The following is a 26,774-nucleotide window of genomic DNA, read 5'->3' on the forward strand; positions in this document are numbered from 1 at the left end:
GAAATGGCATGGGAAACGCGTGGTAAACCAGCCGGAGTGATGTTCCACAGCGATCAGGGTAGCCACTATACGAGCAGGCAGTTCCGACAGTTGCTGTGGCGTTACCGGATCAAACAAAGCATGAGTCAGCGTGGTAACTGTTGGGATAACAGTCCGATGGAGCGCTTCTTCAGAAGTCTGAAAAACGAGTGGATACCGGTAACGAGCTACATAAGCTTCAGCGAAGCAGCTCATGAAATTACCGACTATATCGTGGGATATTACAGCGCACTCAGGCCGTATGAATATAACGGTGTGTTGCCACTAAACGAATCAGAAAATAGATACTGGAAAAACGCTAACGCGGTGGCCAGTTTTAGTTGATTACTACACAATTCTGGACTGTCCAAAATAGCCATTTTTTAGGGTTTAAGGGAGTCCAGAATTGTCTGCAAACTAGTCCAGAATATTTTGCATCGCTACAGTCAGCGCCGCAAGATGACCATTGGCCAGATCCAATACATGAATATAGTCGCGCACGCCGGTGCCGTCCGGCGTCGGAAAATCATTGCCAAAGATGGCCAGTGACGAACGACGTCCCACCGCGACTTGCGCAATAAAGGGCATCAGGTTGTTCGGCTAGCCCTGGGGATCTTCGCCCATCTGGCCCGAGGGATGAGCGCCGACCAGATTAAAATAACGCAGCAGGCTGACGCTCCAGCGGAGATCGGCGTGCTGTAAATCCTGCAAAATCTCTTCAACCATCAATTTGCTGCGGCCGTAGGGGCTGGCAGGGCGGCCGGTGGGCATACTTTCGTCATAAGGGATCACCGGTTGATCGCCATAGACGGTCGTGGAGGAGCTGAAAATCAGGTTAAAGCTACCTGCCTCCCGCATGGCTTTCGCCAGCGTGAGGGTGCCGTAAACGTTGTTGTCATAATAGTCTATGGGCTGGATGACCGATTTCCCTACCGCCTTCAGACCGGCAAAATGGATCACTGCGTCAATATCGTGCTCGGCAGAAAATCTGCGTCAGTAGCCGTTGATCGCGGATGTCGCCTTGATAAAACGCCGGCGTATGGCCGCTAAGTCAACTAATCGCAGACAAGACGGAACGCTTGCTATTTGCTAAGTTGTCGATAATGACGGGCGTGACACCCGCCGGCAGCGATAAGCTGCAAGCAGGTGTAGCTGCCGATGTAAACGCCACCACCCGTAACCAGTACTGACATAGTTCAAAGTCCCTCGGTTTTTCCTTCAATACAGTAGCACAAGCACGGTAAAAAAAGAGTGATCATGCCGCTATTTATGAAATCGATTACATTTATAGTAGCCCAGGAATAGGCGGTAAGCGCCAGTGTCTACCGGACCTCCGCCGCTGACGGGTCCTTAAAGGCAGCGGCAAGAGGGATTATAGGTGGTAGCGAGTACACTACGAATTCATTAACGCTTACATTGAAGTAAGACGTTGACCTGAATCGGTAAGGTGTTACCTGGAAAGCGACAGGACGAATGATGGCGCGGCCAGAAAAGAGAGCGGCTTATCGCTGCTGCCGATCGTCATCAGTAGCTCGGGGCAACTCAGAGCAAAGAAGAGTTATCGCAGAGAAACACGTCGACGTGCATGCAGCGGGACGCGTGCGTGGGTTGCGCCGGTGCAGGCGCGATGCCGGGCGCGCGGGCGTTGGTACGGATGGCCTCGTTGCAGCAGACCCTTCCACTGGAGTCGGGCGGGCGCGCCGCTTACATCACGACAGGATCGATAACCAGGGCGGTCACGGATCCGCTCGCCGCCGACCCGCCGCCTCAGGCGCTGAGCGTTTCCACCTGGTAGCGGTACCGATCGGCGTCAGGTACGAAAGTCAGCTGGTGGGTAATACATTCCGGCGCATCCTCGGCATAATAGGACACGAACAGCAGTTGCGTGATGCCTTGTCCAATTAAAACATCAATCCAGCGGCGCGCCAATTGGCGGTTGAGGGGATCCAATCCCTGTAGAGGTTCATCGAGGATCAGCAATGCCGGATGTTTGACCAGCGCACGCGCAATCAACGTCAAACGTTGCTGCCCCCAGGAAAGTCTGTGAAATGCGGCGTCCGCCTGGCTCTCCAGACCGAGTAAGCGCAGCCACTGGCGGGTCAACTGCTGCTGGAGCTCTGAGGCTGCTTGATAAACGCCGATGGAATCAAAAAAACCGGACAAAATAACGCTGCGCGGGCTGGCGCTGACGCGATAGTCCAAGTGCAGGCTGCTGCTGACGTAACTGATATGACGCTTGATATCCCAAATGGTCTCGCCGCTACCGCGCCGACGTCCGAACAGGGTGAGATCGTTGCTGTAACCCTGCGGATGGTCGCCGGTTACCAGGCTGAGCAGGGGGGATTTCCCGGCGCTGTTCGGGCCGACGATCTGCCAGTGCAGGCCCGGAGCCACCTCCCAGTCCAGATGATGCAAAATCGGTCGGTCCTGGTAAGATACCGCGCCGTCACGCAAACTGATAAGCGGCTGGTCCGCCGGCAGCGAGGCCTGCTGTTGCGGCTGGTCGGCTTCCGGCAGCGCCAGATCCTGCAAAGATTCCAAATGGGCCAGTTGCGCCACCAGCGCCTCCGCCAGCAGGCTTTGGCGGGAGCCGGGTACAGGTCAGGGCGCAATCTACCAGAATATCCACCCGATCGATATAGGCTGGAATATCCTCAAACCGGCTGAGGATCAACACCAACGTGCAGGCGCTGCCGGCCAGACCGGCCAAACGTTCGCTGAGCTGTTGACGCGAAGCGACGTCCAGGCCATCGAAGGGTTCATCGAGGATCAGCAAATCCGCATGCGCCATCAGCGCCTGACACAGCAGCACCTTGCGCGATTCGCCGGTAGAGAGGTATTTGAACCGGCGCGTCAGCAAGTGGCGAATACCGAACTGGCTCGCAAAATGTTGACATCGCTCATCGTCAGCCTCCTGTTGCTGAATAATCTCCGCTGCGGTGCTGCCGGTATCCTCCTCGCCGGGACTGAGCAGATCGGTATTAGCCCGCTGCCACTCTTCTTCCACCAGACGCTGCACTTGTTCCAATGACAATCGGGCTATGCGTTGATAGTCCGTGCGCCGCTCGCCGGCCGATACCGTTAGTTTGCCGGCCGGCGAGCGTGCCAGGGCAGATTTACCGCTACCGTTGGCGCCAACAAAGGCCCAGCTCTCGCCGGTGTGGATAGCGACGTCATCCAGGGTAAGCGTGCGGATATCATTAAGCCGGAATGAACCTTGCAAAATTTGCAATGAAGGCATTGATTGTTCCTTTGAATGCAACAGTACCGTCAGCATGGGAAATTTGTGCGGAGATGTCAATGGCAGCCGTCCGCCTTTAGCACAGCGTGGCGATGATCACCTGGTCAGCATTAAAATATGCTGCTATCGGCTGCGGTGGCGAGAACTTTTGCTTATCGGTCACCGCCGTCGGCACCGTGGCGCATAACTGCTGGCCGCGGCAAGGAAAATCCAGGGGCCTTGATTAACACCAACATCTCTTTGCCCATCTCAAGCTGCAATCGCTCAGCGCTCTTCAGTCAATGCGACATGCAATCAGGTATATGGCCATCGGCCTGCGCGACCGTCACCTGCTGCTGTACAGCCTGGCGACTGCGGCTGACGATGGTGCCAAAAAACTGATTGCATGCGCTGGTTTGCAGCGAGAAACGCGAGATCGCCGCAAGCAGGCTGTCTAACGGCAGCGTATCGTCCTCCAGGACATCGAACGCTTTTTGTTGGATCTGGCCCAAGAGGTCATAGAGCTGCAACAACCTTTCAGCGTATCGGGTCAGGATGGTGGTACCGCCGCCCTTGCCGCCGTTTGCGCGAATCTGTTTCAGCAACTCAATGCGGCTCGGGTCGGCAAACAAGTGCTGCCGGAGTTTCAGGGTTAACAGAATTTCTGCCTGCATGAGGGAACCTTGTGGCGTTTAAAAGGGAAATTTTCGCTTATCTTACGGGCAGCGGCAAATCCTGCCGGTCGCGATAACATAAAAGGCCTAATCGCTACAGCCAGAAGCTGGTATTAAAGACAACGAAGATAACCATGGCGCGCCAACTCTATGCTATGAGGTAACAATGCTTGAACTATTAGAAAGCCTGGCCATTGTCATTTTAATGGTGCCTGTCGTCATGGCGATCATCCTGGCTCTTATTTACCTTCTGGGAGAGCTGTTTAATATCATCTCAAAGTTTGGCCAGCCCAAACAGCGCCGTCAGCCGAGCGACGATGTGAAGCCGGCTTCGCACCACTAATCTGACATCCGGCGTGCGTGCCCGCCCAAAAGGCGCGCAGGTCCGGAGGCGCTCAGGCCTGAAGGCGCGCGGATCGGTGTACGCCGCTGGAGGGCAAGGTGCGCCAGGAGCAAGCGGCCGTTCTCACCGGCCGCGCTGACCCGTGTGCTTTGTCACACCCTGCGCGTTCGCACGCGATGCCCGTCTCCGTTCCTCCCTTTCTACCCTTTTTCGCCGTTATAATCACCGTCTTAGGGGGATCAGGCCATGCCGGGACTTTACACACCCGCCCCTAGCGCATACTCTGTGGGCGTTAAATTACTATTTTAGTAATCCATGAAAATGGAATGGAACAACGGGAAAGCGGCAAACAACGGGTCGCGGTGCTGTTCGGCGGCAAGTCCACCGAGCATGAGGTGTCGTTGCGCGCATTGATGAACGTTATTCGCGCCATCACCGGCAAAAATACGATCTGACCCTTATTGGGGTGGATAAACACGGACGCTGGACGTTATGCGACGAGCAGGACTATCTGCTCAATGCTGACGATCCCGCCGCCATCCGTCTGGCGTGGGCGCGGTGTTACCTGGCGGTAGTGCCCGGTTAGTCGGGAGCGCAACTGATTGATGCCGCCAATGAACAGCCGTTGCCGCCGATCAATGTCGCTTTCTCCGTATTGCACGGAGCCAGCGGTGAAGACGGGTCGGTACAGGGCCTGCGCGGGTGCTCAATATCCCCTACGCCGGGCCGGACGTACTGGGCTTGGCGGTATGTATGGACAAGGACATGACCAAACGCGTCTTGCGCGACGCCGGGGTGCCGGTGACACCTTTGGTGACGTTGCTGCGTACTGGCGATGCAGCGCCGGATGTCGACGCTATCATCGGCCAGCTGGGTCTGGCGCTGTTCATTAAACCGCCCAGCCAAGGCTCTTCCCGCGCCGGCTTTAGAGCGGCGCTGGCTTTCCGTTATGATGCCAAAGTGCTGGTGGAACAGGGGATAAGCGGTCGGGAAATCGAAACCGCCGTGCTGGGCAACGATTCCCCCGAGGTCAGCGTCTGCGGCGAGATCCTCGCCAACGACGAATTTTACGCCTATGACACTAAATACCTCATAGGGCGCCCAGGCGGGACTAGTTATCCCGGCGGCGCTGCGCCGGCGTCCGTCGCCGATGCCCTCCGGCAGATGACCGGGGAGGCCTATCTGGCGCTCGGCTGCAGCGTGATGGCGCGGGTGGATTTCTTTTTAACCGACCAAGGCCAAATCTTGCTTAATGAGGTTAACACCTTGCCGGGTTTTACCTCGATCAGTATGTATCCCAAGTTGTGGGAAGCCAGCGGGCTGGATTATCCCGCTCTGGTGGATCGCCTGATCGCCTGATCGCCTGATCGCCTGATCGCCTGATCGCGCTGGCGCGCGCCGCTGCGACGAGCCTCAGCCAGACAGAACGCTGAAACCCGATAACCGTACCAGACGGGCCGCGGGCTGTTGGGCCCGCAGCCGGGCCGGCAATTATGATTCGCGGTCCTAAACTCAGGCCAGCAGGCGCTGGCAGATGAAATTGGCGATAGACGGCGCTTCGTTAATTGCCAATGACGACGTCGGCGCGCGCTTTGATGGCATCATTGCTTTGCCCCATCGCCACGCCGAGACCGGCGCTGTCAAGCATGCTGAGATCGTTGAAGTTATCACCGAAAGCGACCATTTGATCCGTGCTAAATCCTTGTGCCGTGACCCAGTCTGCCAGCAGGCGGCCTTTGCTGTTGCCCCTTTGCGCAATATCAACCTGATCGTGCCAAAACCGTTCGCAGGCCAGCCCCAGCTCCAGCTCTACCGCTTCGGCGAAGGTTTGCAGCTTGCCGATATCCGCATCAGAGGTAGCGAACTTCCAGATCGCCTGTGCCTCTTGCGCCGCCGCCAGGCTGTCTACCTGCACAAGCGTCGGCCGCTACGCCGGCGGCAGGGTCTCCGACCAGGCCAGGGAGCGCAGGACATGATCGGTCGGATGTTGATACAGCATGGCGTCATCGATGTACAGCAGGCCGTGTACGTCATACTGGTCCAGAAGATGCAGTAGCGTAAGCGTCTGGGTCTTGTCGAGGGGTTGAGCGGTTAATACCCGTTGCGCCGGGTAATCGTACAGATAGGTCCCGTTGCAGCAGATTGCAGGGGTATCTATTTCGAGAGCCTGATAGAAGGGATGGATGGCGACGTGATGACGGCCGGTGACCACCATGACCTGCAGGTCGGTGGCGCGCGCCTCTTGAAGTGCGGCCAGAGACTCCGGCAGTATACGTTTTTGGCGGGTTAGCAGTGTGCCGTCCAGATCTAGGGCAATAAGGCGATAATCCATAAGTTTCCTATTGGGTAAGTATTTCAATCATTCTGCAATGTTACACCCTCGGCGCAGCGGTGAAAACCGTGATAATGTGGGTGGCTAACGCGTGCTAACGGTGACATGCTTAACCACGGCGTGCCGTAAAAAGGTGACAAAACCTTGCTAAACTACGGACACCATGCCTGCCACAGAAGCGAATTTAGAAGAACACATGAAGCGAATTGTCTATGTTGCCAGCCCGAAGAGTCAGCAGATACACGTCTGGCAAATGGATAACCAGGGTGCGCTAACGTTGCTGCAAGTGGTGGATACCCCGGGACAGGGGCATCCGATGGTCATCCGTTCGGCAAGAACGCACCTCTACATTGGCGTTCGGCCGTCCTTTGGTGTAGTCAGCTATCGGATTGATGAACAAGGATTGCTGACCGAAGCCGGCATGGCCCCGCTGCCGGGCAGTCCGACGCAACTGACCACCGATTTGCAGGGCGAGACGCTGTACAGCGTTTCCTATAGCGGCAGTTGTCTCGCCGTCAGCCCCATCGACGAGCAGGGAATCGTCGGCGCGCCGACGCAGACGCTGGAAGGCTTGACCCACTGCCACTCCGCCAATGTCGACACCACCAATCAGGTACTTTGGGTGCCTTGCCTGCAAGAAGACCGCATCCGGCTTTATACCATTGGCGAGGCGGGTCATTTGACGCCCCCGCACGCGGGAAGCATTAGACAGCGTGGCCGGCGCCGTGCCGCGCCATATGGCATTTCACCACGGCGGCGGTTACGCCTACGTTATTAACGAGTTTAGCGGTACGGTCAACGTGATCGCCATAGACGCCGCAGGCGCCGGTCCACGCATCGTGCAGACGCTGGATATTATGCCGGCCGGCTTCAGCGACACCCGCTGGGCGGCGGATATCCATATCACGCCCGACGGCCGCTGGCTTTATTGCTGCGATCGCACCGCCAGCGTCATCAGCCGGTTCGCGGTGTCTGAAGACGGCGGGGTTCTGCGCCTACTGGGGCATCAGGCGACACTGAAACCCAGCCCCGCGGTTTTAATATCGATAGTCAGGGCCGGTTCTTGGTGGCCGCCGGACAGAAATCGCACCATATCGCGGTTTACGCTATCGATGCGTAATTCGGCGCGCTGGCGCCCGTGGCGCGCTATGCGGTGGGACAAGGGACGATGTGGGTGTTCGTCCTGGCGCGTTGACCCTCCGCTTCGCGGCCTGCGGCGCCGGGCCGCTCCATGCTTAAGCCGTAGCCTTTCTCCCCGGCAGGTGTCGGCGGGCCATCGCATCGCCGGTAAGTGACGGTCAACGATGCGCTGCCCAGGGTGTGGAAATGCACGTTGAAGCCAATCATCGCGCCGCTGGCGTTTTCATCCACCTCCAGATGGTCAACATCCAGCGCATGCACGGTGAACTGGTAGCGGTGCGTTTCTCCCTGCGGCGGCGCGGCGCCGCCATAGCCTGCACTGCCGAAATCCGTACGTCCCTGCACGGCGCCCACCGGCAGATTGTCCTGACCGGAGCCCGCCCCCTGGGGCAGCATACGGACATCCGCCGGAATATTGGCCACCAGCCAGAGCCGGTCGGCGCGTCTGGATCAAATACCGTAATGGCAAAACTTTTCGTACCTGCCGGGTGATCCCAGGCCAGATGCGGCGAAATATTATCCCCTTGATATCCCATACCGTTGAACACATGGCGCGCGGGTAGCGTCGCGCCGGGCTGCAGATCGTGGCTAAATAAGGTAAACACGCGGCTCTTCTCCTTTCAGGCATTAGCGGTTGAGGATTTTTAATAAATTCTGCGCGGCGTCCGTCGACGAGGCTGGGTTCTGGCCGGTAACCAAATGGCCATTCGTTACCGAATAGGACTGCCAATCCTCGCTGCGCTCAAAGTGACCGCCGTGGCGCCGAAGCTCATCTTCCACCGAGAACGGCACCACGGTAGTCAACCGGCCCGTTTGTTCTTCGCTATTGGTAAAACCGGTGACCCCCTTACCTGCACACTAGCGGTGTGCCGTCAGGCTTTTTCGCATGGCGCAGCACCAATGGCCCATGGCACACGGCCGCCATCGGTTTGCCGTTGGCGAACGTTTGCTCGATAAGGACGATGAAATGGGGATCTTCCGCCAGATCCCATAACGGACCATGGCCGCCGGGATAAAACAGGACATCAAAATCTTCCGCCCGCAAAGTATCGACCCTGACGGTGGCGGCCAGGGCCTGCTGCGCGGTGCGGTCGGTGCGAAACCGCTCGGTATCCTGGGTTTGCGCGTCCGCTTCGTCGCTTTTCGAATCCAGCGGTGGCTGACTTTCTTTCGGCGAGGCCAGGGTTATCTCTATCCCGGCATCATGCAGGGTATAATACGGCGCGACCAGCTCTTCTAGCCAAAAACCGGTCTTGTGACCGGTATCGCCTAACCGGTCATGGGATGTCAAGATTATGGCGACTTTCATCAGCATTCTCCATTGGTTGCGGCGCGCGGGAAAAGGATCGCCGGCGACGAGGCCCTGACCCGATGCCAAAAGAGCGGCCCGCGAGTTTGGGGCTGGAGTTGGCGCCGTCGGCCCGGTCATCACCCCACTCGCCGCGGCCCGTCGGCGCTGCGCACGTTTCGCCGAGCCGCATTCACGCTCGCCGGCGGTGACAACCCGGCGCGAAGCTCTGCGGCAATCGCCGCGACGCGCGGGCGCCAGCTTTCGTCTTCCAACAGCGACAGGCTGGCGTTGGTGGCGGCGCAGGCCAGCGGATTAGCCATAAATGTCGGCCCGTGCATGAAACAGCCGGCGTCGCCATCGCTGAGGGTATCCGCTACGTGACGACGGGTCAGCGTGGCGGAGAGGGTCAGAGCGCCGCCGGTCAAGGCTTTTCCTACACAAAGAATATCCGGCGAGATGCCGGCGTGGTTGCAGGCGAACCATTCGCCGGTGCGGCCAACCCCGGTAGCGATTTCATCGGCAATCAGCAATATTCCATAGTGATCGCACAGCGCCCACGCCCGGCGCAGGTATTCGGGATGGTAAAAGCGCATCCCGCCGGCGCCCTGGACGATCGGTTCCAGAACCACCGCCGCCAGCGTACGGTGGTGGGCGGCCAACAGGGCGGCCAGCGGCGCATCGTCTCCCTCGCGCCAGGTGTCGTTGAAACACCGTCGGGTGGCCTCGACGAACCGATGCGGGGGCAGGTAGCCCTGATACAGACTGTGCATCGAGTTATCGGGATCGCACACCGACATCGCGCCAAAGGTATCGCCGTGATAGCCCTGGCGCGGGGCAAGTAACTCGCGCCGCGGTTCGCCGCGTGCCTGCCAATATTCCAGCGCCATTTTTATCGCCACCTCCACGGCTACCGCGCCGGAATCCGCCAGGAAAACGCAGTCCAGACCGGCGGGCGTCAGTGCTACCAGGCGACGACACAGGGCCACCGCGGGCGGATGGGTAATGCCGCCGAACATCACATGGGACATGCGGTCGATTTGATCCTTCATCGCCTGATTGATAACCGGATGATTGTAGCCGTGAATAGCCGCCCAGCAGGAGGACATACCGTCCACCAGGCGGCGGCCGTCGCTGAGGGTCAGCTCACAGCCGTCGGCGGAGACCACCGGGTAGGCCGGTAGCGGCCGGGTCATGGAGGTGTAAGGATGCCAGATATGGCGGCGGTCGAAGGCGAGGTCATCAGCCTGCATCGGATTATCCTGTAAACTATATTTTTAATATATGGTTGACAGTGTGGCGGCAAACTCTACACTGACGCCATCTATTTCCTTCAGGATGCTGTGGATAACCAATATGTCAACTTCTCAACGCTGGACGCAGGCGCAGGCCATAGCGCTGTTTGAAAAACCGTTTCTTGAGTTATTATTCGAGGCCCAACAGGTGCATCGCCAGCACTTCACGCCGGGCGAGGTGCAGGTCAGCACGCTGCTGTCGATTAAAACCGGCGCCTGCCCCGAGGATTGCAAGTACTGTCCGCAAAGCGCGCGTTACAGCACCGGACTGGAGAGCGAGCGTCTGATGCAGGTGCAGCAAGTGCTGGACGCCGCCCGTAAGGCACGGGACGCCGGTTCAACGCGCTTTTGCATGGGAGCCGCCTGGAAAAATCCGCACGATCGCGATATGCCGCTGCTTGAGCAGATGGTGCAGGGCGTGAAGGCGATGGGGCTTGAGACCTGCATGACGCTCGGCATGCTCAACGATCGGCAGGCGCAGCGACTGGCGGAGGCGGGGCTGGATTTCTATAACCACAATCTGGATACCTCGCCGGAATTTTACGGCAGCATCGTTACGACCCGCAGCTACCAGGACCGGCTCGATACCCTGAGCAAAGTCCGCCAGGCGGGGACTAAAGTGTGCTCCGGCGGCATCGTCGGCCTGGGGGAGGATACCCGCGATCGCGCGGGGCTGCTGGTGCAACTGGCCAATTTGCCGACGCCGCCGGAAAGCGTACCCATCAACATGTTGGTGAAGGTGAAAGGAACACCGCTGGCCGATAATGAGGATGTGGATCCGTTTGAGTATATCCGCACCATCGCCGTGGCGCGCATTATGATGCCGCGCTCACACGTGCGCCTGTCGGCGGGACGGGAGCAGATGAACGAACAGACCCAGGCGCTGTGTTTCATGGCCGGTGCCAACTCCGTGTTTTACGGCTGTAAATTGCTCACGACGCCTAACCCGGAAGAAGATCGCGACATGGGGTTGTTCCGTAAGTTAGGTATCAGTATCGAACGTCGCACCGCCACGCAGGGCGATGCGGCACAGCAAGCGCAACTGGCCGAAGAACTGCTCACCGCGGATACGGCGCATTACTATAATGCGGCACGCTGATGGCCGACGGATGGATGGCGCGCATCGCCGGATCAACGGTGCGCTAGCGCTGCGGCGCTTGGATTTGCGGTGGCGCCGTCGGACACCGCCATTCAGCCTCTGGTGATTGGCGATAATCTGCGCACGCTGCAACTGGCGCAGCGCCTGCGCGAGCGCGGTGTCTGGCTGACGGCAATTCGGCCGTCTACCGTCTCGCCGGCTGGCGCGCGGCTGCGTATTACGCTCAGCGCCGCCCACCTGGCCGACGATGACGATATTGATACGCTGCTTGAAGGCGTTATCCGATGCACAACAACAAAACGCGTAACCCGTCGGCGGACCACAAGCCGGGCATCGCCCGCCGTTTTAGCCGCGCCGCATTACGAGCGCTGCGCGGCCTTTCAGCGCGCCTGCGGCGGTAGACTGTGCGCCCTGACAAGGCCGGTTGAAGGACGGCGGACTCTCTTGAGATGCGGGCTGCGGCACCGGCTGGTTTAGCCGGCCCTGGCAGGCGCAGGAAAATCAGGTGGTTGCCCTCGATCTCTCCGCCGCCATTCTGGGCTTTGCCCGACAACAACGGGCTGCGGAGGCCTACATCGTAAGCGATATCGAAGGTTGCCGCTGGCGACGGGATCGGTGGACATCGTTTATAGCAATCTGGCGGTGCAATGGTGCGATCATTTGCCGCAGGCGCTGGCGGAGCTGCACCGTGTGCTGCGGCCCGGCGGCATGCTGGCGTTATCCACCCTGGCGCAGGCGTGGGGACAGGTAGATGATGGCGTACATATCAACATCAACCATTTTCTGCCGCAGGCGGCTATCGCCGCACCCTTCGCCCCTTATCGCCATCGCCTGCTGGCCGAGCCGCATCACTTGCACTATCCGCAAGTTAGCGATTTGTTGCGGGAAATCAGAGGCGTGGGCGCCGGTTATCTTCACGATGGCTGCCCGCTCGGACTGACCAGTCGTAGCCGCCTGCGGGCGTTGGAGGCCAGCAGGTCGCACCGGCCGGCGGGGGCAAAGCTGTCGCTGAGTTATCGCGTGATTTATGGGATGATTTACCGTGACTAAACGTTTTTTTGTGACTGGAACCGATATCGGTAAAACCCTGGCGGCGTGCGCGTTACTACACAGTCCGCTGCGCGGGCCGGCTATCGCGCTGCGGGGTATAAACCGGTGGCTTAGGGGGTGTGAACTGACCCCCGAGGGGCCGCGCAACCGCGATGCGCTGGCGCTGACGGCCAACGGTAATGTGGCGCTTGGCTATCAGCAAGTTAACCCGCTGGCGTTTCTTGCGCCGACCTCGCCCCATATCGCCAGCCGCGATGGGGGCCGCCTTCTTCACCGCCGCCGCGTTATCGGCGAGACTTCAGACAGTGGAAACCGCCGCGGACTGGCTGGTGGTCGAGGGCGCAGGGGGGGGGGTTACCCCGTTGGCGGAATCGCTGACCTACGCCGATTGGGTCGTCGCCGAGCAGCTGCCAGTGATTATGGTGGTCGGGATTAAACTTGGCTGTATTAATCATGCGCTGCTGACGGCGCTGGCGGTACGACAGGCGGGGGTGCCGTTGGTTGGGTGGATTGCCAACCATCCCAAGCCGACCAGCCACCAGCCGCGGGATTGTCTGGCGGCGCTGCAACAGCGGCTGGATGCCCCGTTATTAGGGGAAATTCCCTGGCTCGACGCGGCGGAAAAAGCGCCTTTAGCCGACTATCTTGATCTTTCGCTGCTTGCTGGCCCGTTTTAAGAAGACCCGCTGCAGCCGGCTGTGCTGCTGCGGCGAGCAGGAGGGCCGCTCATACTGTCCATGTCGTCCGCCTCCGGCATCGTCGCGTTGCCGACGGGGGCCGTCGGGAGGGCGGCCAGTCCGCCGTTCGGCAGCATGGCATTTTGGCAAAGCCACTCAGCTCGCCAAATAACCCTGAATCAGCGCGTTGTCCTGCTCGTCCAGCGAGCCCTGGACCACGTTACGGCCGCCTTCTAGCAGGTAGTAACGATCGCCGGTGTGAACGCCGAAGAGTAATTGGTGTTCCACCAGCAACAACGTCAGCCCAAACTCATGCTGCATGCGCCGTAGAATGTGGCCGAATTCCTGCGCTGCAGCCGGTAAGCTCGCCGGCGCGCGCGGCGCCTAGTGTAAAGAAACGGAAACAGGTCATGGACCATGACCGGCACCTGTCGGGTATGATTGCGCCCGGCCAACAGGGCAACGTGCAAATTCTCCTCCACGCTCAGTTGGGAAAAAATCTGCCTGCCCTGCGGCACATAATTAATACCAAGCGATGCGCACGCATCGGCGGGATGCGCCAGCAGATCCTGCGCGTCTTCCCCCCGCAATTGCCAGGTGACGCTACCGCTGCTGACCGGGACGTAGCCCATGATGCAATTGATCAATGTGGTTTTGCCGACGCCGTTGCGTCCGTCCCAGCAGGCAAGTGCACTGGCCATGGGGCAATTCCAGATGAATATCCCGCAGAATTTGCTTCGGGCCATAAAACTAATTTACCGCGTGCATTCGTAACGTAGGCTAATTGCCTCCCCTTGTGAAATGACCGTCGTCGTATCCCGGGGTATCGATTCGGGCGACGTCGGCATGCCGGCCAGTAGATGTAGCAACTATCAGGCCAACCAGCGTGACAGACGGCATTAGCGGTAGGATGCACTGAACGGTCGGCCTAACGGCAGAATAAAACAGGTTTAGCACAACGTCTTTGCCGGACAAAGTGTGGAAGAATGCACTTTCTCGGTGCTCTGCGTGTTTTTTGTGGTGCAACGGACGCCGCCGGGACGCATAAAGGGCGGCAACCGCTCTGCCGGTAATCTGATCCTGTACAGTCAGGTAGAGAATTTAGTTATTTTTTGCATAACGCGGCCCATAATAAAAACAAAAAATAGCTAAAAAAACCTTTTTGTCATTTTTCTTTCAAGTTATTCAATTTTGTGGAACGCAAGCTATAAGCGAAGCGGTAGGAGTTATCCACTATTCTTGTGGATAACCATGTGCATTAGGTTTAGAAAAACGCGCCGGGACGAGAGCGGGCGCGGGCTGGGTGCATTTTGCCTGTATTCTTCACGCTTTTTTTATTCGCGTGTTTACAAGCATTTATGTAAAATCAAGTAAATTTGTAAGCGGAGCTTGCACCGTCTTCGTTTCCTCATCGCAGGGCTTCCCACGCCGTCCCGTCTTCTGTGGGTTAATCACCTTTTTCCGCCCAAAGTCAACACATTTTCCTTTCACTGGAAATGCAATTTTGCGCCTAAAATCAGATGGGTTACTGGGATTGTATCCAGTGGTTATCCACTGGTAAAATAGCCTGAGAGTTCCCATACTCATAGAGTAGCCCGCAACCCACTTTCCCAGCAGGTAGTTATTGCAGATGAGTAAAGCATTTAAACTGGTTTCATCGTTTAAACCGTCCGGCGATCAGCCGGAGGCCATTCGTCGCCTGGAGGAAGGATTAGAGGATGGCCTGGCCTGTCAGACGCTGCTCGGCGTGACCGGGTCAGGGAAAACCTTTACCGTGGCGAACGTGATAGCGGATTTAAACCGTCCCACCATGGTGCTGGCGCCCAATAAAACGCTGGCGGCGCAGCTGTACGGCGAAATGAAGGCGTTTTTCCCCGATAATGCGGTGGAGTATTTTGTCTCCTATTACGACTATTATCAGCCGGAAGCCTATGTGCCCAGCTCCGATACCTTTATCGAGAAGGATGCGTCGGTCAACGAGCATATCGAGCAGATGCGGTTATCCGCCACCAAAGCGCTGCTGGAGCGACGCGATGTCATCGTGGTCGCCTCGGTTTCCGCTATCTATGGCCTGGGGGATCCTGATGCCTATCTGAAGATGATGCTGCACCTAACGCGCGGCATGTTAGTCTCCCAGCGCAGCATCGTTAACCGGCTTTCGGAGCTGCAATATACCCGCAACGATCAGGCATTCCAGCGCGGCACGTTTCGCGTGCGCGGCGAAGTCATCGATATTTTCCCCGCCGAATCCGACGAAGTGGCGCTGCGCGTTGAGCTGTTTGACGATGAAGTGGAGCGCCTGTCGTTGTTTGATCCGCTCACCGCTCACGTCGATCAGAAAGTGCCCCGTTACACTATTTACCCCAAGACCCACTATGTCACCCCGCGCGAGCGGCTGGTGCAGGCGATGGAAGATATCAAGGTGGAGCTGGCCGAACGGCGCGAGTCGCTGCTGGCCAGCGGCAAACTGCTGGAAGAGCAGCGACTGTCTCAGCGTACCGCCTTCGATCTGGAAATGATGAATGAGCTGGGCTATTGCTCGGGGATCGAGAACTACTCCCGCTATCTGTCGGGACGCGGGCCGGGCGAACCGCCGCCGACGCTGTTCGATTATTTGCCGGCTGACGGGTTGCTGGTGGTGGACGAATCCCATGTCACCATTCCGCAAATCGGCGGGATGTACCGGGGCGATCGGGCGCGTAAAAAGACGCTGGTGGAATACGGTTTCCGCCTGCCGTCGGCGCTGGACAACCGGCCGATGAAGTTTGAAGAATTCGCCGCGCTGGTGCCGCAGACCATTTATGTTTCCGCGACGCCCGGGCCTTATGAGCTGGAAATGTGCGGCAATGAGGTCATTGATCAGCTGGTGCGGCCGACCGGTCTGCTGGATCCGCAAATCGAGGTGCGGCCGGTCAGCACCCAGGTGGACGATTTGCTGTCGGAAATCCGCCGCCGGGTGCAGATAAACGAGCGGGTGCTGGTCACGACATTGACCAAGCGGATGGCGGAAGATTTGACCGAATATCTTGAAGAGCACGGCGAACGGGTGCGTTATTTGCATTCAGACATAGAAACCGTGGAGCGGGTGGAAATCATCCGCGACTTGCGCCTCGGCGAATTCGACGTGCTGGTCGGCATCAACCTGCTGCGTGAGGGGCTGGACATGCCCGAAGTGTCGCTGGTGGCTATCCTGGACGCCGATAAAGAGGGCTTTTTGCGCTCCGAGCGGTCGCTTATCCAGACTATCGGCCGCGCGGCGCGTAACCTCAACGGCAAAGCTATCCTGTACGGCAATAAGATCACGCCGTCAATGGCGCGCGCGATTGAGGAAACCGAGCGGCGGCGCGAGAAACAGCATGCCTATAATCTGGCCAACGGTATCGTGCCGCAGGCGCTGAATAAGCGCATTGCCGATATCATGGAGCTGGGCCAGTCGTCGGCGCACGCCACCAAGCATAAAAAACGCAAGGCAACTGAGCCGGCGGCGAATATGACGCTGACGCCGAAAGCGCGGGAACAGAAGATTCGCGAGCTGGAAACCCGCATGCAGCAGCATGCGCAGAATCTGGAATTTGAAGAGGCCGCCAGCGTGCGCGATCAAATTCATGCGCTGCGGCGGTGGCTGTGAGCGTTTGGCTTGGCGCCATGGGGCTGAGGATATGCGCCGGGCGCCGTGGCGGTGACCCCTGGGAGTGGCGCGATGGGGCGGGCGTCCAAGGGCGGGTGCGCGTGGCGTGGAGGCCAGCGCCCGGCGGAGTGAACGTTGACGGTCAGCCGAGGGATTGCAGTGCCAGATCCAGCGCTTGGCGCAGCAGGGCGCGATCGTGGCGGTGGGGTTCATCCTCCGCCGCCAACGGCCGTTGTACTATGACGCGATCCGCCAGGTTTTCCGCCGCCGTGGCCGGCCCGATAATCACCCCGTCAATCACCTTCTCCCGGCCGATGGCCTGCTCCATCATCTGCACTTTCTGCGCCAGCGTCATATTCGCCGCCACCACGCTAAGCTCGCGACCCAGGTTATCGAGGTAGATCATTGGCGTGCGCGTGCGGCGCAACGCCTGCGTCAAATCTGCCAGCAGCAATAGCGGCATTAGGCTGGTCAGAAAACTGCCCGGGCCAATGATGATAAGATCCGCGCCGGCGATGGCCAGCAGCGCTTCGCGCGTGGTCGGCACCGGCGCCGTCAGCGTCATCTTGACGGGCAGGTCGTTCAACCGGTCAATGGCCACTTCACCGTACACAGTGTCGCCGGACAGCGCGGTGGCTTGCAAATCCACCGGCTGCTCCGACATCGGGATCAGGCTGGCGCTGACCTTCAGCAGGTTGCGGATAAGGTTAATGGCTTCGAGCGGCCGGACGCTGAGATTGTCCAGCGCCTTTAGCATCAAATTGCCCAGGTTATGGCCCGCTAGGTCGCCCTGGCCGCCGAAGCGGTATTCGAACATCGCAGAGGCGATGCTCGGTTCGGCGATCAACTGATTAAGGCAGTTGCGGGTATCGCCCCAGGCAATGCCGCCTTCGGACTGCCTGATGCGGCCGGAGGAGCCGCCGTTATCAGTGGTGGTCACGATGCCTGTCAGCCGTGACCCCAGAAAGAAAAGCGCAGACATGACCCGGCCCAAGCCGTGACCTCCCCCCAAGGCGACCACCTGATCCAAATCGGCTAATGTTCGGTTGCGCATAGGTATCCTGATGGTATGAAACGGGAGTCTGAGGCTGAGTGTGGCATAAAATAGCGGATTTGCCGGCAAAAGCGAATCGGGGCGCGCGCCAATGAGCGGTTTTCGGCAAGGGAAACGGAAAAACAAGAGCAATTTCAACGCCGTATAATATTTTATATAACGGGTTTTCGCGCTGTACGCATGGTAACCGCGTGGCTTTAGGGCTACTCTAAACTAGACGTCAGTCAAGCATTCCTTTTCGCCCCTGGGGCGTTAAGGTCTACATAACGCCTAGCCTTTATGCCTAAGTGGCCCGTTACTGAGCCATAGGGGGTTCTGGCCGTGGCGAAGCCACCAGGGTGCAGGGTAAAAATGCCGGCATCTCCCGTATTTGAAAAGGTGTTACTGTGTCACAACTCATCGATGCGTTTGAGCGCAGGTTTTATTATCTGCGCTTGTCAGTGACGGACGTCTGTAATTTCCGCTGCACCTATTGCCTGCCCGACGGTTATAGTCCGCAGGGAACCCGCAATACCGGCTTTCTCTCCTTGGAGGAGATCCGTCGCGTCACCCGCGCCTTTGCCGAACTGGGGATCGAAAAGGTCCGCCTCACCGGCGGCGGAGCGTCGCTGCGCCGGGATTTCATCGATATCATTGCGGCAGTATGCGCCAATCCGGCTATCCGCACCGTCGCGGGCACCACCAACGGATATCGTTTGGCGCGTGATGTCGCGGCCTGGTGCGACGCCGGGCTAACGGCGCTGAACGTCAGCGTCGATAGCCTGGACGCCCGCCAATTTCAGGCCATTACCGGCCAGGATAAATTCCATCAGGTGATGGCCGGCATGGCCGCCGCCTTCGAGGCCGGTTTTGACAAGGTGAAAGCGAATACCGTTTTGCTGCGCGACGTGAACGACATTCATCTGGATACGTTCCTGGCGTGGATCAAACCCCGACCGCTGCAGCGGCGCTTTATCAAGCTGATGGAAACCGGCGACAGCAGCGCGCTGTTTCGTGAGCGTCACGTTTCCAACGAGCTTATCCGCCAACGGCTGGAACGAAGGGGCTGGCAATGCCAGCCGCGCGGACGCACAGATGGCCCGGCCCTGGTGTTTCGCCACGAAGATTATCAAGGTGAAATCGGCCTTATCATGCCTTACGCCAAAGACTTCTGCGCCAGCTGTAATCGCCTGCGCGTATCGTCGCTGGGCAAGCTGCACCTGTGCCTGTTTGGCGACGGCGGTATTCCGCTGCGCGATCTTCTTGAGAGCGACGCCACGCTTGAGGCGCTAAAAACCCGTATCGCGGGCGGATTTGCAGCATAAAAAACAGACCCATTTTTTGCATCAGGGCAATACCGGCATTACCCGCAACCTGTCTTAATATCGGCGGCTAGGTCTGCCCGGGGAAAACGTATGTTGCAACTAACCCATATTACTGAGCGCGGCGAGGCGCATATGGTGGATGTTTCCGCCGAAGCCGACACGGGACGCGAAGCGCGCGCCAGCGCCTATGTTACTATGGCCCCCGCCACGCTGGCGATGATCCTCGACGGCCAACATCATGAAGGCGATGTGTTCGCCACCGCCCGCATCGCCGGTATTCAGGCGGCAAAGCGCACCTGGGAATTGATTCCTTTGTGCCATCCGCTGTTCCTCAGCAATGTAGAGGTGCAACTGATGGCTGAAACTGAACAGCACCGAGTGCGGATTGACGCTATCTGTCGCCTGACCGGTAAAACGGGCGTAGAGATGGAGGCGCTGACCGCGGCCTCGGTGGCCGCCCTGACAATTTACGATATGTGCAAGGTGCTGCAGAAGGATATGGTTATCGGCCCGGTGCGCCTGCTGGCGAAAAGCGGCGGCAAATCCGGCGATTTCACGGGGGGATGAGGCGTGATTACGGTGCTGTTTTTTGCCCAGGTTCGCGAGCTGACCGGAGTTGACGTTTATCGGTCGATGCGGGGTTCACGTCGATGGAAGCCCTGCGCCAGGCGCTGGCGCTGGAGCCGGGCAAATTGCTGGCTGGCGGTCAATCAATCGCTGGTGACGACGGCTCATCCGCTGGCCGCCGGCGATGAAATGGCGTTCTTCCCGCCGGTCACGGGGGGCTGAATGGAGGCAACCCTGATTGAGGTCGGCGAGGGCGATTTCGACGTAGCGGCACTGTATGCCTGGCTGTACGCCAGCGATAACGATGGTGCGGTAGTCACCTTTAGCGGAAAAGTGCGCAACCATAATCTGGGCGCCGAGGTCAGTACGCTGACGCTGGAATATTATCCGGGCATGACCGAAAAAGCGTTGGCGGACATCGCGCGGCGCAGGCGCGCGAGCGCTGACCGCTGACCCGAATCGCCTTGCTGCATCGCGTCGGCGAACTCGGCGCCGGCAAGCGAATTGTTTTCGTTGGCGTCAGCGCCGCTCAGCGCGCCGCGGCGTTAAACGCCGCCGAATATATGATGGATATCCTCAAAACCCGGGCGCCGTTCTGGAAACGGGAGTCTACGCCTGCGGGCAGCCGCTGGTTGGATGCGCGCGAGAGCGACCAGCGGGCGGCCGAACGCTGGCAAGACAGTTCCCCTACCGGCGAGACAGACGGCGCCGGTTGAGCCGCCGCCCGGCCCGGCGTCGCGATAACAGAAAAGCCATTGCCGGGGCGGTTTTCATACTTCAGGCCGCGCTATGTGCAAAGGAAAATCGTTTGCTGACCGTGCCGTCAAGCGAGGAGGGCAGCGTTGGCCTGCCGTGCTGTTATGCGGGGGGCATTCTGCGCCGGGCGCGCTTTTATGATATGCTTGGCTGAGGTGGGTCGTGCGCGCGGCCTGGGTTGTCTCGCCCGCGTGCGGCTTATATTATTTTGCTCACTCAAAGGTGATAATCATGGATCGCTTTCCCCGCTCCCAGGGTTCCATCGTAGAACGCGCCAACAGCGCGGTGCAGCCGTTTATGGCGCAGGTCTACGGTTGGATGACCTGCGGATTGCTGTTAACCGCCTTCGTGGCCTGGTACGCCGCCCGCACGCCGGCGCTGCTGCAGTTTATTTTCTCAAGTCAATTAACCTTTTTTGGTTTGATTATCGCCCAATTGGCGCTGGTGTTCGTCATTTCGGGCATGGTCAATCGCCTTAGCGGTGCGGTGGCGACGTCGCTTTTCATGTTTTATTCGGCGTTAACCGGGCTGACGCTTGCGAGCATTTTCATCGTCTATACCGCCTCCTCCATCGCCAGTACCTTTGTTGTGTCCGCCGGTATGTTCGGTGCTATGACGCTGTACGGCTATACCACCAAGCGGGATTTGAGCAGTTTCGGTAACCTGCTGTTTATGGCGCTCATTGGTATTGTGTTGGCATCGCTGGCGAATATCTGGCTGAAAAGCAGCGCGCTGATGTGGGCGGTGACCTATATCGGCGTAGTGGTGTTCGTCGGACTGACCGCTTATGACACCCAGAAACTGAAGAATATGGGTGCTCAGCTGTCGTTGGACAACAAGGATCAGTTCCGTAAATACTCCATCGTCGGTGCGTTGAGCCTGTATTTAGACTTTATCAATCTGTTCTTGATGTTGCTGCGTATTTTCGGCAATCGACGTTAAGCCTGAGCCGAGAATACGATGAGCGATCTTGCCCGACGGTTGGCCGGCGTCCCCCGGCTGGATATTATCGGCCCGCCGACGCCGCTCGAGCATCTCCCACGGCTGTCGGACTTTCTGGCGCGGGATATCTTTATCAAGCGCGCCGCGATTTAACCACTCTGGGCCTGAACGGTAACAAGTTGCGCAAGCTGGAGTTCTTGGCCGCTGACGCGCTGCGCCAGGGTGCCGACACGTTGCTGACCGCCGGTGCTACCCAGTCGAACCACGTGCGGCAAACGGCGGCGCTGGCGGCCAAATTGGGGCTGCATTGCGTCACGCTGTTGGAAAAGCCGACCGACACACCCGCCGGTAACTACCTAATCAACGGCAAGCGTCTGTTGCTCGATTTGTTTCAGTGCGAGGTCATCGCGTGCGAGGCCTTGACTCAGCATGACCAACAGCTGGCCGATGCGGCGCTGCGTCTGGAAGCACAGGGCCTTTCGGCCCTATGTCATACCGGTGGGGGGATCCAACGCCCTGGGCTCGCTGGATTACGTCGGTTGCGCGCTGGCTGGAGATAGCCCATCAGCAGTGTCAAGGTATGATTCAGCCGGGCGCGAGTAGTGGTGCCATCGGGCAGCGGCGGCATGCACGCGGACCTGGCGGTCGGGCTGGCCGCCGTGCTGCCGGAAACGGTGCTCATCGGCGTTACCGTTTCGCGTCGCTCGGATCAGCAGCGGCCTCTTATCATGAGGCTGGCGGCGCAAGTGAGTGAACAGTTGTCGCTCGCCGCGCCGGCCGTGGAGATAACCCTATGAGACAAGTATTTTTCCCCCGGTTATGGCCAGCCCAATGACGAGGGCCGCGAGGCAATTGCGCTATTAGCGCGTCTGGAGAGCATTGTGCTGGATCCGGTTTATACCGGTAAAACCATGGCAGAGCTGATTGATGGCCTTGAACGTGACCGTTTTCCTGACGGGCCACTGGTGTTCGTGCATGCCGGCGGCGCGCCGGTGCTGTTTGCTTATCATCATCTGGAGACCCGATGAGCGCTATTGAAGTTAAAGGGCTGATTAAAACATTCAACGACCATGGGGTGCTCAAGGGTATCGATCTCGCGCTCAATCCCGGCGAGGTGCTGGCGATAGTTGGACCGAGTGGGTAGTCCGGCAAAACCACGTTGTTGCGCAGTATCAACTTGCTGGAGACGCCGGATGACGGCAGTATTCAGGTGGGGGATATTACCACCTGACGCCAGCAGCGCCCGCTTAGCGGTCAGAAAGCGCAAATCCGCGCCCTTCGCCAGCAGGTCGGGTTCGTGTTTCAGAATTTTAACCTGTTTCCCCACCGCTTGGTGCTCGACAATATCATCGAGAGGCCGCTGGTGGTGAAGAAGGAGCGGCGCGAGGAAGTGGTGGCGCGCGCGGGAACTGCTGGCCAAGGTCGGCCTGAGCGGCAAAGAGGACGCCTTTCCCCCCAAGCGGCTGTCCGGCGGTCAGCAGCAGAGGGTGGCTATCGCGCGCGCGCGATGCGTCCGGCGGTCATTTTGTTCGATGAACCGACGGCCACGCTTGATCCTAAACTGGTGGGCGAGGTGTTCGCGCACCCGACCCACGAGCGCACCCGGCGCTTTCTCAACAAATTTCTCAGCGCCTGAGGGCGCAACCCTGTTCCGCCGCGCTTGTCCGCGGTGGGGGCGGGAAGGATTTAGTTATTTACCGGATACTCGTGCCCAACGACCGGATATTTTGCTACAATCCCGTCATTGGTGTTTTGTCCGTTCACCATGGTAAGGCTTTGCCTCCCATCTGATTATCCCCCTGAGCGTGGTTTCGGCCGGCGTCGTCGGGGCGGATCTGGAGTTTTTCAGTCTATGTCATTTGATTCACTTAAGCTGAGTGCCGAGATTTTGCGCGCATTAACGGAAAAGGGCTATCTCGAACCGACGCCGGTTCAGCAGCAAGCCATCCCTTATGTCTTACAAAGCCGCGATATTATGGCCAGCGCCCAGACCGGCACCGGCAAAACCGCCGCTTTCACCCTGCCCATTCTGCAATTGCTCGACCAGCGCCCGGCGCCGGCCGGTAAACAGCGTCGGCCCGTCCGGGCGCTTATCTTGACGCCGACCCGTGAACTGGCGGCGCAGATTGGCGAAAATATCACTGAATACAGCGCCCATCTCGGTCTGCGTTCGCTGGTCGTGTTTGGCGGCGTTAGCATCAACCCGCAGATGATGAAACTGCGCGGCGGGGTCGAGGTGCTGGTGGCGACCCCCGGCCGTTTGCTGGATTTGGCGCAGCAGCGCGCGGTCGATCTGTCGCAGGTGGAGATCCTGGTGCTAGATGAAGCCGATCGCATGCTGGATATGGGCTTCATTCACGATATCCGCCGGGTGATGAAACTGTTGCCGACAAAACGTCAGAGCCTGATGTTTTCCGCGACCTTCTCTGATGAGATTAAAACGCTGGCCAACAGCCTGCTCGATAATCCGGCGTCGGTGGAAGTCGCGCGGCGCAATACCGCGTCCGAGCAAATCACCCAGTTCGTGTATATGGTCGATAAGAAGCGTAAGCGCGAGCTGCTTTCCGATATGATTGGCCGCAACAACTGGCAGCAGGTGCTGGTGTTTACCCGCACCAAACACGGCGCCAACCATCTGGCGCAGCAGCTAAATAAGGACGGCATTACCGCCGCCGCGATCCACGGCAATAAGAGCCAGGGCGCGCGTACCCGGGCGCTGGCGGATTTCAAGCAGGGCAGCATCCGTGTGCTGGTGGGCACCGATATCGCCGCCCGCGGTCTGGATATCGACTTGCTGCCGCATGTGGTGAACTATGAACTGCCTCAGGTGGCGGAAGATTATGTGCATCGCATTGGCCGTACCGGCCGCGCGTCGGCTACCGGTGAAGCGCTGTCGCTGGTATGCGTCGATGAGCTGGGCCTGCTGCGCGATATTGAGCGTTTGCTGAAAAACCCCATCCCTCGCATCGCGTTACCGGGCTATGATCCGGATCCCAGCATCAAAGCGGAGCCTATCCAGCAGGGACGCGGCAGTTGGGGCGGCGGACGCGGCGCGCCTGCCGGTGATGCCGCGCGCGATAGCCGTTCAGGCTCGCGCTGCGATGGCGCACAATCCCGCCGTAGCGCGTCTGGTCATAGCGCTGCCCGTAGCGGGAATGCTGCCGGTCAGGGTGGCGCCCGCAGCGGCGGCGCTGCCGGCAATGGCGGTGCCCGTAGCGGGCGTGGCGGCAACTATGCCGGTAACGGCGGTAGCCGCAGTGGCAATCGCTAACCCCGATTATCTGATGCGGCGGGCGTCGGAACAATTTCTGACGCCGGCAATGCGACGTTGGTTTGCCTGTCGACATCCGGCGCATGACGGACCGGGAATGCCTCTTTCGGCGCTTGATGCCGCAGGCGGCCGATCGCGGACGCCATGTCTTTGCTAGCACGCGCTTATGGGTTGCTTTTCCCGGCGGTTTTTCCCTACTAGTGCGCCACTGCTAGTGAACGGGTGGCGTTATGTGTGTCGTATTGGCTCCGATGAAAGGCGTGCTTGACGCGCTGGTCCGCGAGCTGCTGTGCAAAATAAATGATTACGATCTGTGCATCACCGAATTTTTGCGGGTGGTGGACGGTCTGCTGCCGGAAAAATCCTTCTACCGACTCTGCCCCGAACTGCGCCGGCACAGCCGAAATCCGGATGGCACGCCCGTGCGGGTGCAACTGCTGGGGCAAAATTTCCCCTGGCTGGCGGAGAATGCCTGGCGCGCGGCGGCGCTGGGATCCTGGGGGGTTGATCTTAACTGCGGTTGCCCGTCAAAAACCGTTAACGACAGCGGTGGCGGCGCGCCGCTGTTGAAAGATCCGGAGCTGATTTATCAGGCCGCGAAAGCGATACGTGCGGTGGTGCCCGCCGACCTGCCCGTTTCGGTCAAGGTTCGCCTTGGCTGGGATTCTACCCACCGCAGCCTGGAAATTACCGATGCGGTGGAGCAGGCCGGCGTCAGTGAAATCGCGGTACACGGCCGCACCAAAGAAGAGGGCTATCGGGCCGAATGTGTGGACTGGCCGGCCATTGCGGCGATCCGCCGGCGTTTACGCATTCCCGTCATTGCGAATGGTGAAGTCATGGACTGGCAAAGCGGCCAGGCGTGTCTGTACAGCTCCGGCTGTCAGGTGCTGATGATTGGGCGCGGCGCGCTCAGTGTGTAGTGGTCAACTAAAACTGGCCATCGCGTTAGAGTTTTTCAGTATTTATTTTCTGATTCGTTTGGTGGCAACCTACCGTTATATTCATGCGGCCTGAGTACGCTGTAATATCACACGATATAGTCGGTAATTTCATGAGCTGCTTCGCTGAAGCTTATGTAGTCCGTTACCGGCATCCACTCGTTTTTTAGACTTCTGAAGAAGCGCTTCATCGGACTGTTATCCCAACAGTTACCCCGCCGACTCGTGCTTTGTTTGATCCGGTAACGCCATAGCAACTGTCGGAACTGCCTGCTCGTATAATGGCTACCCTGATCGCTGTAGAACATCACTCCGCCTGGTTTACCACGCGTTTCCCATGCCATTTCCAGTGCTTTGATGGTCAGTCTGCTGTCCGGGGAGAACGACATAGGCCCAGCCCACCGGTTTCCTCGCGAACAGATCAAGAACAACCGCAAGGTACGCCTAGCGTTTCCCGGTCCAGATATACGTCACATCGCCGCGCCATACTTGGTTTGGCTCCGTTACAGCGAACTGGCGCTCAAGATAATTCGGGATCGCAACATGCTCCTGACCGCCACGCTTATACCTATGCGTCGGCTGCTGACAACTGACTAGCCCCAGCTCTTTCATGAGTCTGCCTGCGAGCCAGCGCCCCATCCGGAAGCCTCTCTGGGTTGCCATGGTGGCGATACTTCTCGCGCCAGCTGCACCATGGCTGATATTGTGCAGTTCATGAACCTGACTGCGCAATACTGTTCGCCTGCCGTCTGGCCTGTCAGGACGACTTTTCCAGTATTTGTAACTGCTGCGATGAACCCTGAACACGTGGCAGAGTGTGGCCACAGGATAACGCGCTCTGAGTTTCCCAATTAACGAGAACTGTTCAGGGAGTCTGACATCAAGAGCGCTGTAGCCTTTTTAATATTTCACTTTCCATTTCAATGCGTTGTACCTTCTTCTTGAGCTCACGTATTTCGATTTGTTCCGGGGTTATAGGAGAGGCTTTTGGCGTTTTCCCCTGTCGCTTATCACGCAGTTGTTTTATCCATTTCGTCATCGTAGAAATGGCCGACGTCCATGGCTTTTGCTGCTGGCGCGGCGGTGTAATTTTGGTCGACAACCAGTTGAGCGGATTCGCGTTTGAATTCAGGACTAAAATTTTTTCTTTTCATTGGTGCACCCGTGTTGTTCTG

Annotated in this window: 10 protein-coding genes, 19 pseudogenes and 1 riboswitch; of the genes and pseudogenes, 19 read left to right on the top strand and 10 right to left on the bottom strand. The window is 58.7% G+C overall.

Going from position 1 to position 26,774, the window contains the following annotated elements:
* Positions 1-363, top strand: a 363-nt coding sequence (locus ACTBDU_RS09275; protein ID WP_438806275.1) for a DDE-type integrase/transposase/recombinase, incomplete at its 5' end; no start/stop codon positions are given.
* Between the two features lie 102 nt (positions 364-465).
* Here ACTBDU_RS09275 and galE read toward each other — a convergent pair.
* From galE to ACTBDU_RS09290, 3 pseudogenes are all read right to left on the bottom strand, one after another.
* Positions 466-1,211 (bottom strand): annotated as a pseudogene (gene galE, locus ACTBDU_RS09280) (UDP-glucose 4-epimerase GalE); the annotation flags it as partial.
* Between the two features lie 574 nt (positions 1,212-1,785).
* Positions 1,786-3,259: pseudogene (gene modF, locus ACTBDU_RS09285) on the bottom strand (molybdate ABC transporter ATP-binding protein ModF).
* 76 nt (positions 3,260-3,335) lie between these two features.
* Positions 3,336-3,912, bottom strand: a pseudogene (locus ACTBDU_RS09290) (TOBE domain-containing protein).
* Positions 3,913-4,078: 166 nt separating this feature from the next.
* Between ACTBDU_RS09290 and ACTBDU_RS09295 the strand changes: the two are divergent.
* Together ACTBDU_RS09295 and ACTBDU_RS09300 are read left to right on the top strand one after the other, a co-directional pair.
* Entirely contained in the window at positions 4,079-4,255 is a 177-nt protein-coding gene (locus tag ACTBDU_RS09295) for an AcrZ family multidrug efflux pump-associated protein (RefSeq protein ID WP_438806276.1), read from the top strand.
* A 326-nt stretch (positions 4,256-4,581) separates the two neighbouring features.
* A pseudogene (locus ACTBDU_RS09300) lies at positions 4,582-5,614 on the top strand (D-alanine--D-alanine ligase family protein).
* Positions 5,615-5,767: 153 nt separating this feature from the next.
* Here ACTBDU_RS09300 and ACTBDU_RS09305 read toward each other — a convergent pair.
* A pseudogene (locus ACTBDU_RS09305) lies at positions 5,768-6,587 on the bottom strand (pyridoxal phosphatase).
* 196 nt (positions 6,588-6,783) lie between these two features.
* On the opposite strand from ACTBDU_RS09305, the pseudogene pgl reads away from it, so the two are divergent.
* A pseudogene (gene pgl, locus ACTBDU_RS09310) lies at positions 6,784-7,782 on the top strand (6-phosphogluconolactonase).
* Between the two features lie 92 nt (positions 7,783-7,874).
* On the opposite strand, the pseudogene ACTBDU_RS09315 reads toward pgl, so the two are convergent.
* From ACTBDU_RS09315 to bioA, 3 pseudogenes are all read right to left on the bottom strand, one after another.
* Positions 7,875-8,332 (bottom strand): annotated as a pseudogene (locus ACTBDU_RS09315) (kinase inhibitor); the annotation flags it as partial.
* Between the two features lie 22 nt (positions 8,333-8,354).
* Positions 8,355-9,036, bottom strand: a pseudogene (locus ACTBDU_RS09320) (type 1 glutamine amidotransferase domain-containing protein).
* A 185-nt stretch (positions 9,037-9,221) separates the two neighbouring features.
* Positions 9,222-10,268 (bottom strand): annotated as a pseudogene (gene bioA / locus ACTBDU_RS09325) (adenosylmethionine--8-amino-7-oxononanoate transaminase); the annotation flags it as partial.
* Between the two features lie 103 nt (positions 10,269-10,371).
* Here bioA and bioB point away from each other — a divergent pair.
* From bioB to bioD, 4 genes and pseudogenes are all read left to right on the top strand, one after another.
* The gene (bioB, locus tag ACTBDU_RS09330; protein ID WP_438806283.1) at positions 10,372-11,409 is read left to right on the top strand and encodes a biotin synthase BioB; all 1,038 of its coding nucleotides are present in this window, start codon (positions 10,372-10,374) and stop codon (positions 11,407-11,409) included.
* Positions 11,410-11,451: 42 nt separating this feature from the next.
* Positions 11,452-11,682 (top strand): annotated as a pseudogene (locus tag ACTBDU_RS09335) (aminotransferase class I/II-fold pyridoxal phosphate-dependent enzyme); the annotation flags it as partial.
* Between the two features lie 232 nt (positions 11,683-11,914).
* Positions 11,915-12,459: pseudogene (locus ACTBDU_RS09340) on the top strand (methyltransferase domain-containing protein).
* Positions 12,452-13,136, top strand: a pseudogene (gene bioD / locus ACTBDU_RS09345) (dethiobiotin synthase). The pseudogenes ACTBDU_RS09340 and bioD overlap by 8 nt, the downstream one beginning before the upstream one ends.
* 156 nt (positions 13,137-13,292) lie before the next feature.
* Here bioD and ACTBDU_RS09350 read toward each other — a convergent pair.
* Positions 13,293-13,868: pseudogene (locus tag ACTBDU_RS09350) on the bottom strand (ATP-binding cassette domain-containing protein).
* Between the two features lie 898 nt (positions 13,869-14,766).
* On the opposite strand from ACTBDU_RS09350, the gene uvrB reads away from it, so the two are divergent.
* Positions 14,767-16,764, top strand: coding sequence for an excinuclease ABC subunit UvrB (gene uvrB / locus ACTBDU_RS09355; protein WP_438806277.1), 1,998 nt, complete (start codon positions 14,767-14,769; stop codon positions 16,762-16,764).
* A 142-nt stretch (positions 16,765-16,906) separates the two neighbouring features.
* On the opposite strand, the gene yvcK is transcribed toward uvrB, so the two are convergent.
* The gene (gene yvcK / locus ACTBDU_RS09360) at positions 16,907-17,818 is read right to left on the bottom strand and encodes a uridine diphosphate-N-acetylglucosamine-binding protein YvcK (RefSeq protein WP_438806278.1); all 912 of its coding nucleotides are present in this window, start codon (positions 17,816-17,818) and stop codon (positions 16,907-16,909) included.
* A 255-nt stretch (positions 17,819-18,073) separates the two neighbouring features.
* Positions 18,074-18,215, top strand: a riboswitch (molybdenum cofactor riboswitch).
* Between yvcK and moaA the strand changes: the two are divergent.
* The 10 genes and pseudogenes from moaA to dusC form a co-directional block, all read left to right on the top strand.
* Positions 18,205-19,180, top strand: a pseudogene (gene moaA, locus ACTBDU_RS09365) (GTP 3',8-cyclase MoaA). It overlaps the preceding riboswitch by 11 nt.
* Before the next feature lie 32 nt (positions 19,181-19,212).
* Positions 19,213-19,689, top strand: a complete 477-nt coding sequence (gene moaC, locus ACTBDU_RS09370) for a cyclic pyranopterin monophosphate synthase MoaC (RefSeq protein ID WP_438806279.1) — start codon at positions 19,213-19,215, stop codon at positions 19,687-19,689.
* Positions 19,690-19,692: 3 nt separating this feature from the next.
* On the top strand, positions 19,693-19,911 hold the full coding sequence (locus tag ACTBDU_RS09375; protein WP_438806280.1) for a MoaD/ThiS family protein: 219 nt from the start codon (positions 19,693-19,695) through the stop codon (positions 19,909-19,911).
* Positions 19,912-20,405: pseudogene (moaE, locus tag ACTBDU_RS09380) on the top strand (molybdopterin synthase catalytic subunit MoaE).
* A gap of 271 nt (positions 20,406-20,676) precedes the next feature.
* On the top strand, positions 20,677-21,387 hold the full coding sequence (locus ACTBDU_RS09385; protein WP_438806281.1) for a Bax inhibitor-1/YccA family protein: 711 nt from the start codon (positions 20,677-20,679) through the stop codon (positions 21,385-21,387).
* 18 nt (positions 21,388-21,405) lie between these two features.
* A pseudogene (locus ACTBDU_RS09390) lies at positions 21,406-22,415 on the top strand (D-cysteine desulfhydrase).
* A 239-nt stretch (positions 22,416-22,654) separates the two neighbouring features.
* A pseudogene (locus ACTBDU_RS09395) lies at positions 22,655-22,921 on the top strand (L-cystine ABC transporter ATP-binding protein YecC); the annotation flags it as partial.
* Positions 22,815-23,159, top strand: coding sequence for a hypothetical protein (locus tag ACTBDU_RS09400; protein ID WP_438806284.1), 345 nt, complete (start codon positions 22,815-22,817; stop codon positions 23,157-23,159). The pseudogene ACTBDU_RS09395 and the gene ACTBDU_RS09400, both read left to right, overlap by 107 nt.
* Before the next feature lie 80 nt (positions 23,160-23,239).
* On the top strand, positions 23,240-24,658 hold the full coding sequence (gene rhlE, locus ACTBDU_RS09405; RefSeq protein WP_438806282.1) for an ATP-dependent RNA helicase RhlE: 1,419 nt from the start codon (positions 23,240-23,242) through the stop codon (positions 24,656-24,658).
* Between the two features lie 230 nt (positions 24,659-24,888).
* Positions 24,889-25,578, top strand: a pseudogene (dusC, locus tag ACTBDU_RS09410) (tRNA dihydrouridine(16) synthase DusC); the annotation flags it as partial.
* Between the two features lie 6 nt (positions 25,579-25,584).
* On the opposite strand, the pseudogene ACTBDU_RS09415 reads toward dusC, so the two are convergent.
* A pseudogene (locus ACTBDU_RS09415) lies at positions 25,585-26,753 on the bottom strand (IS3 family transposase).
* Positions 26,754-26,774: the final 21 nt, after the last annotated feature.

This window comes from Sodalis sp. (in: enterobacteria) (genome assembly GCF_051710625.1).
Taxonomy (GTDB): domain Bacteria; phylum Pseudomonadota; class Gammaproteobacteria; order Enterobacterales; family Enterobacteriaceae; genus JBPESN01.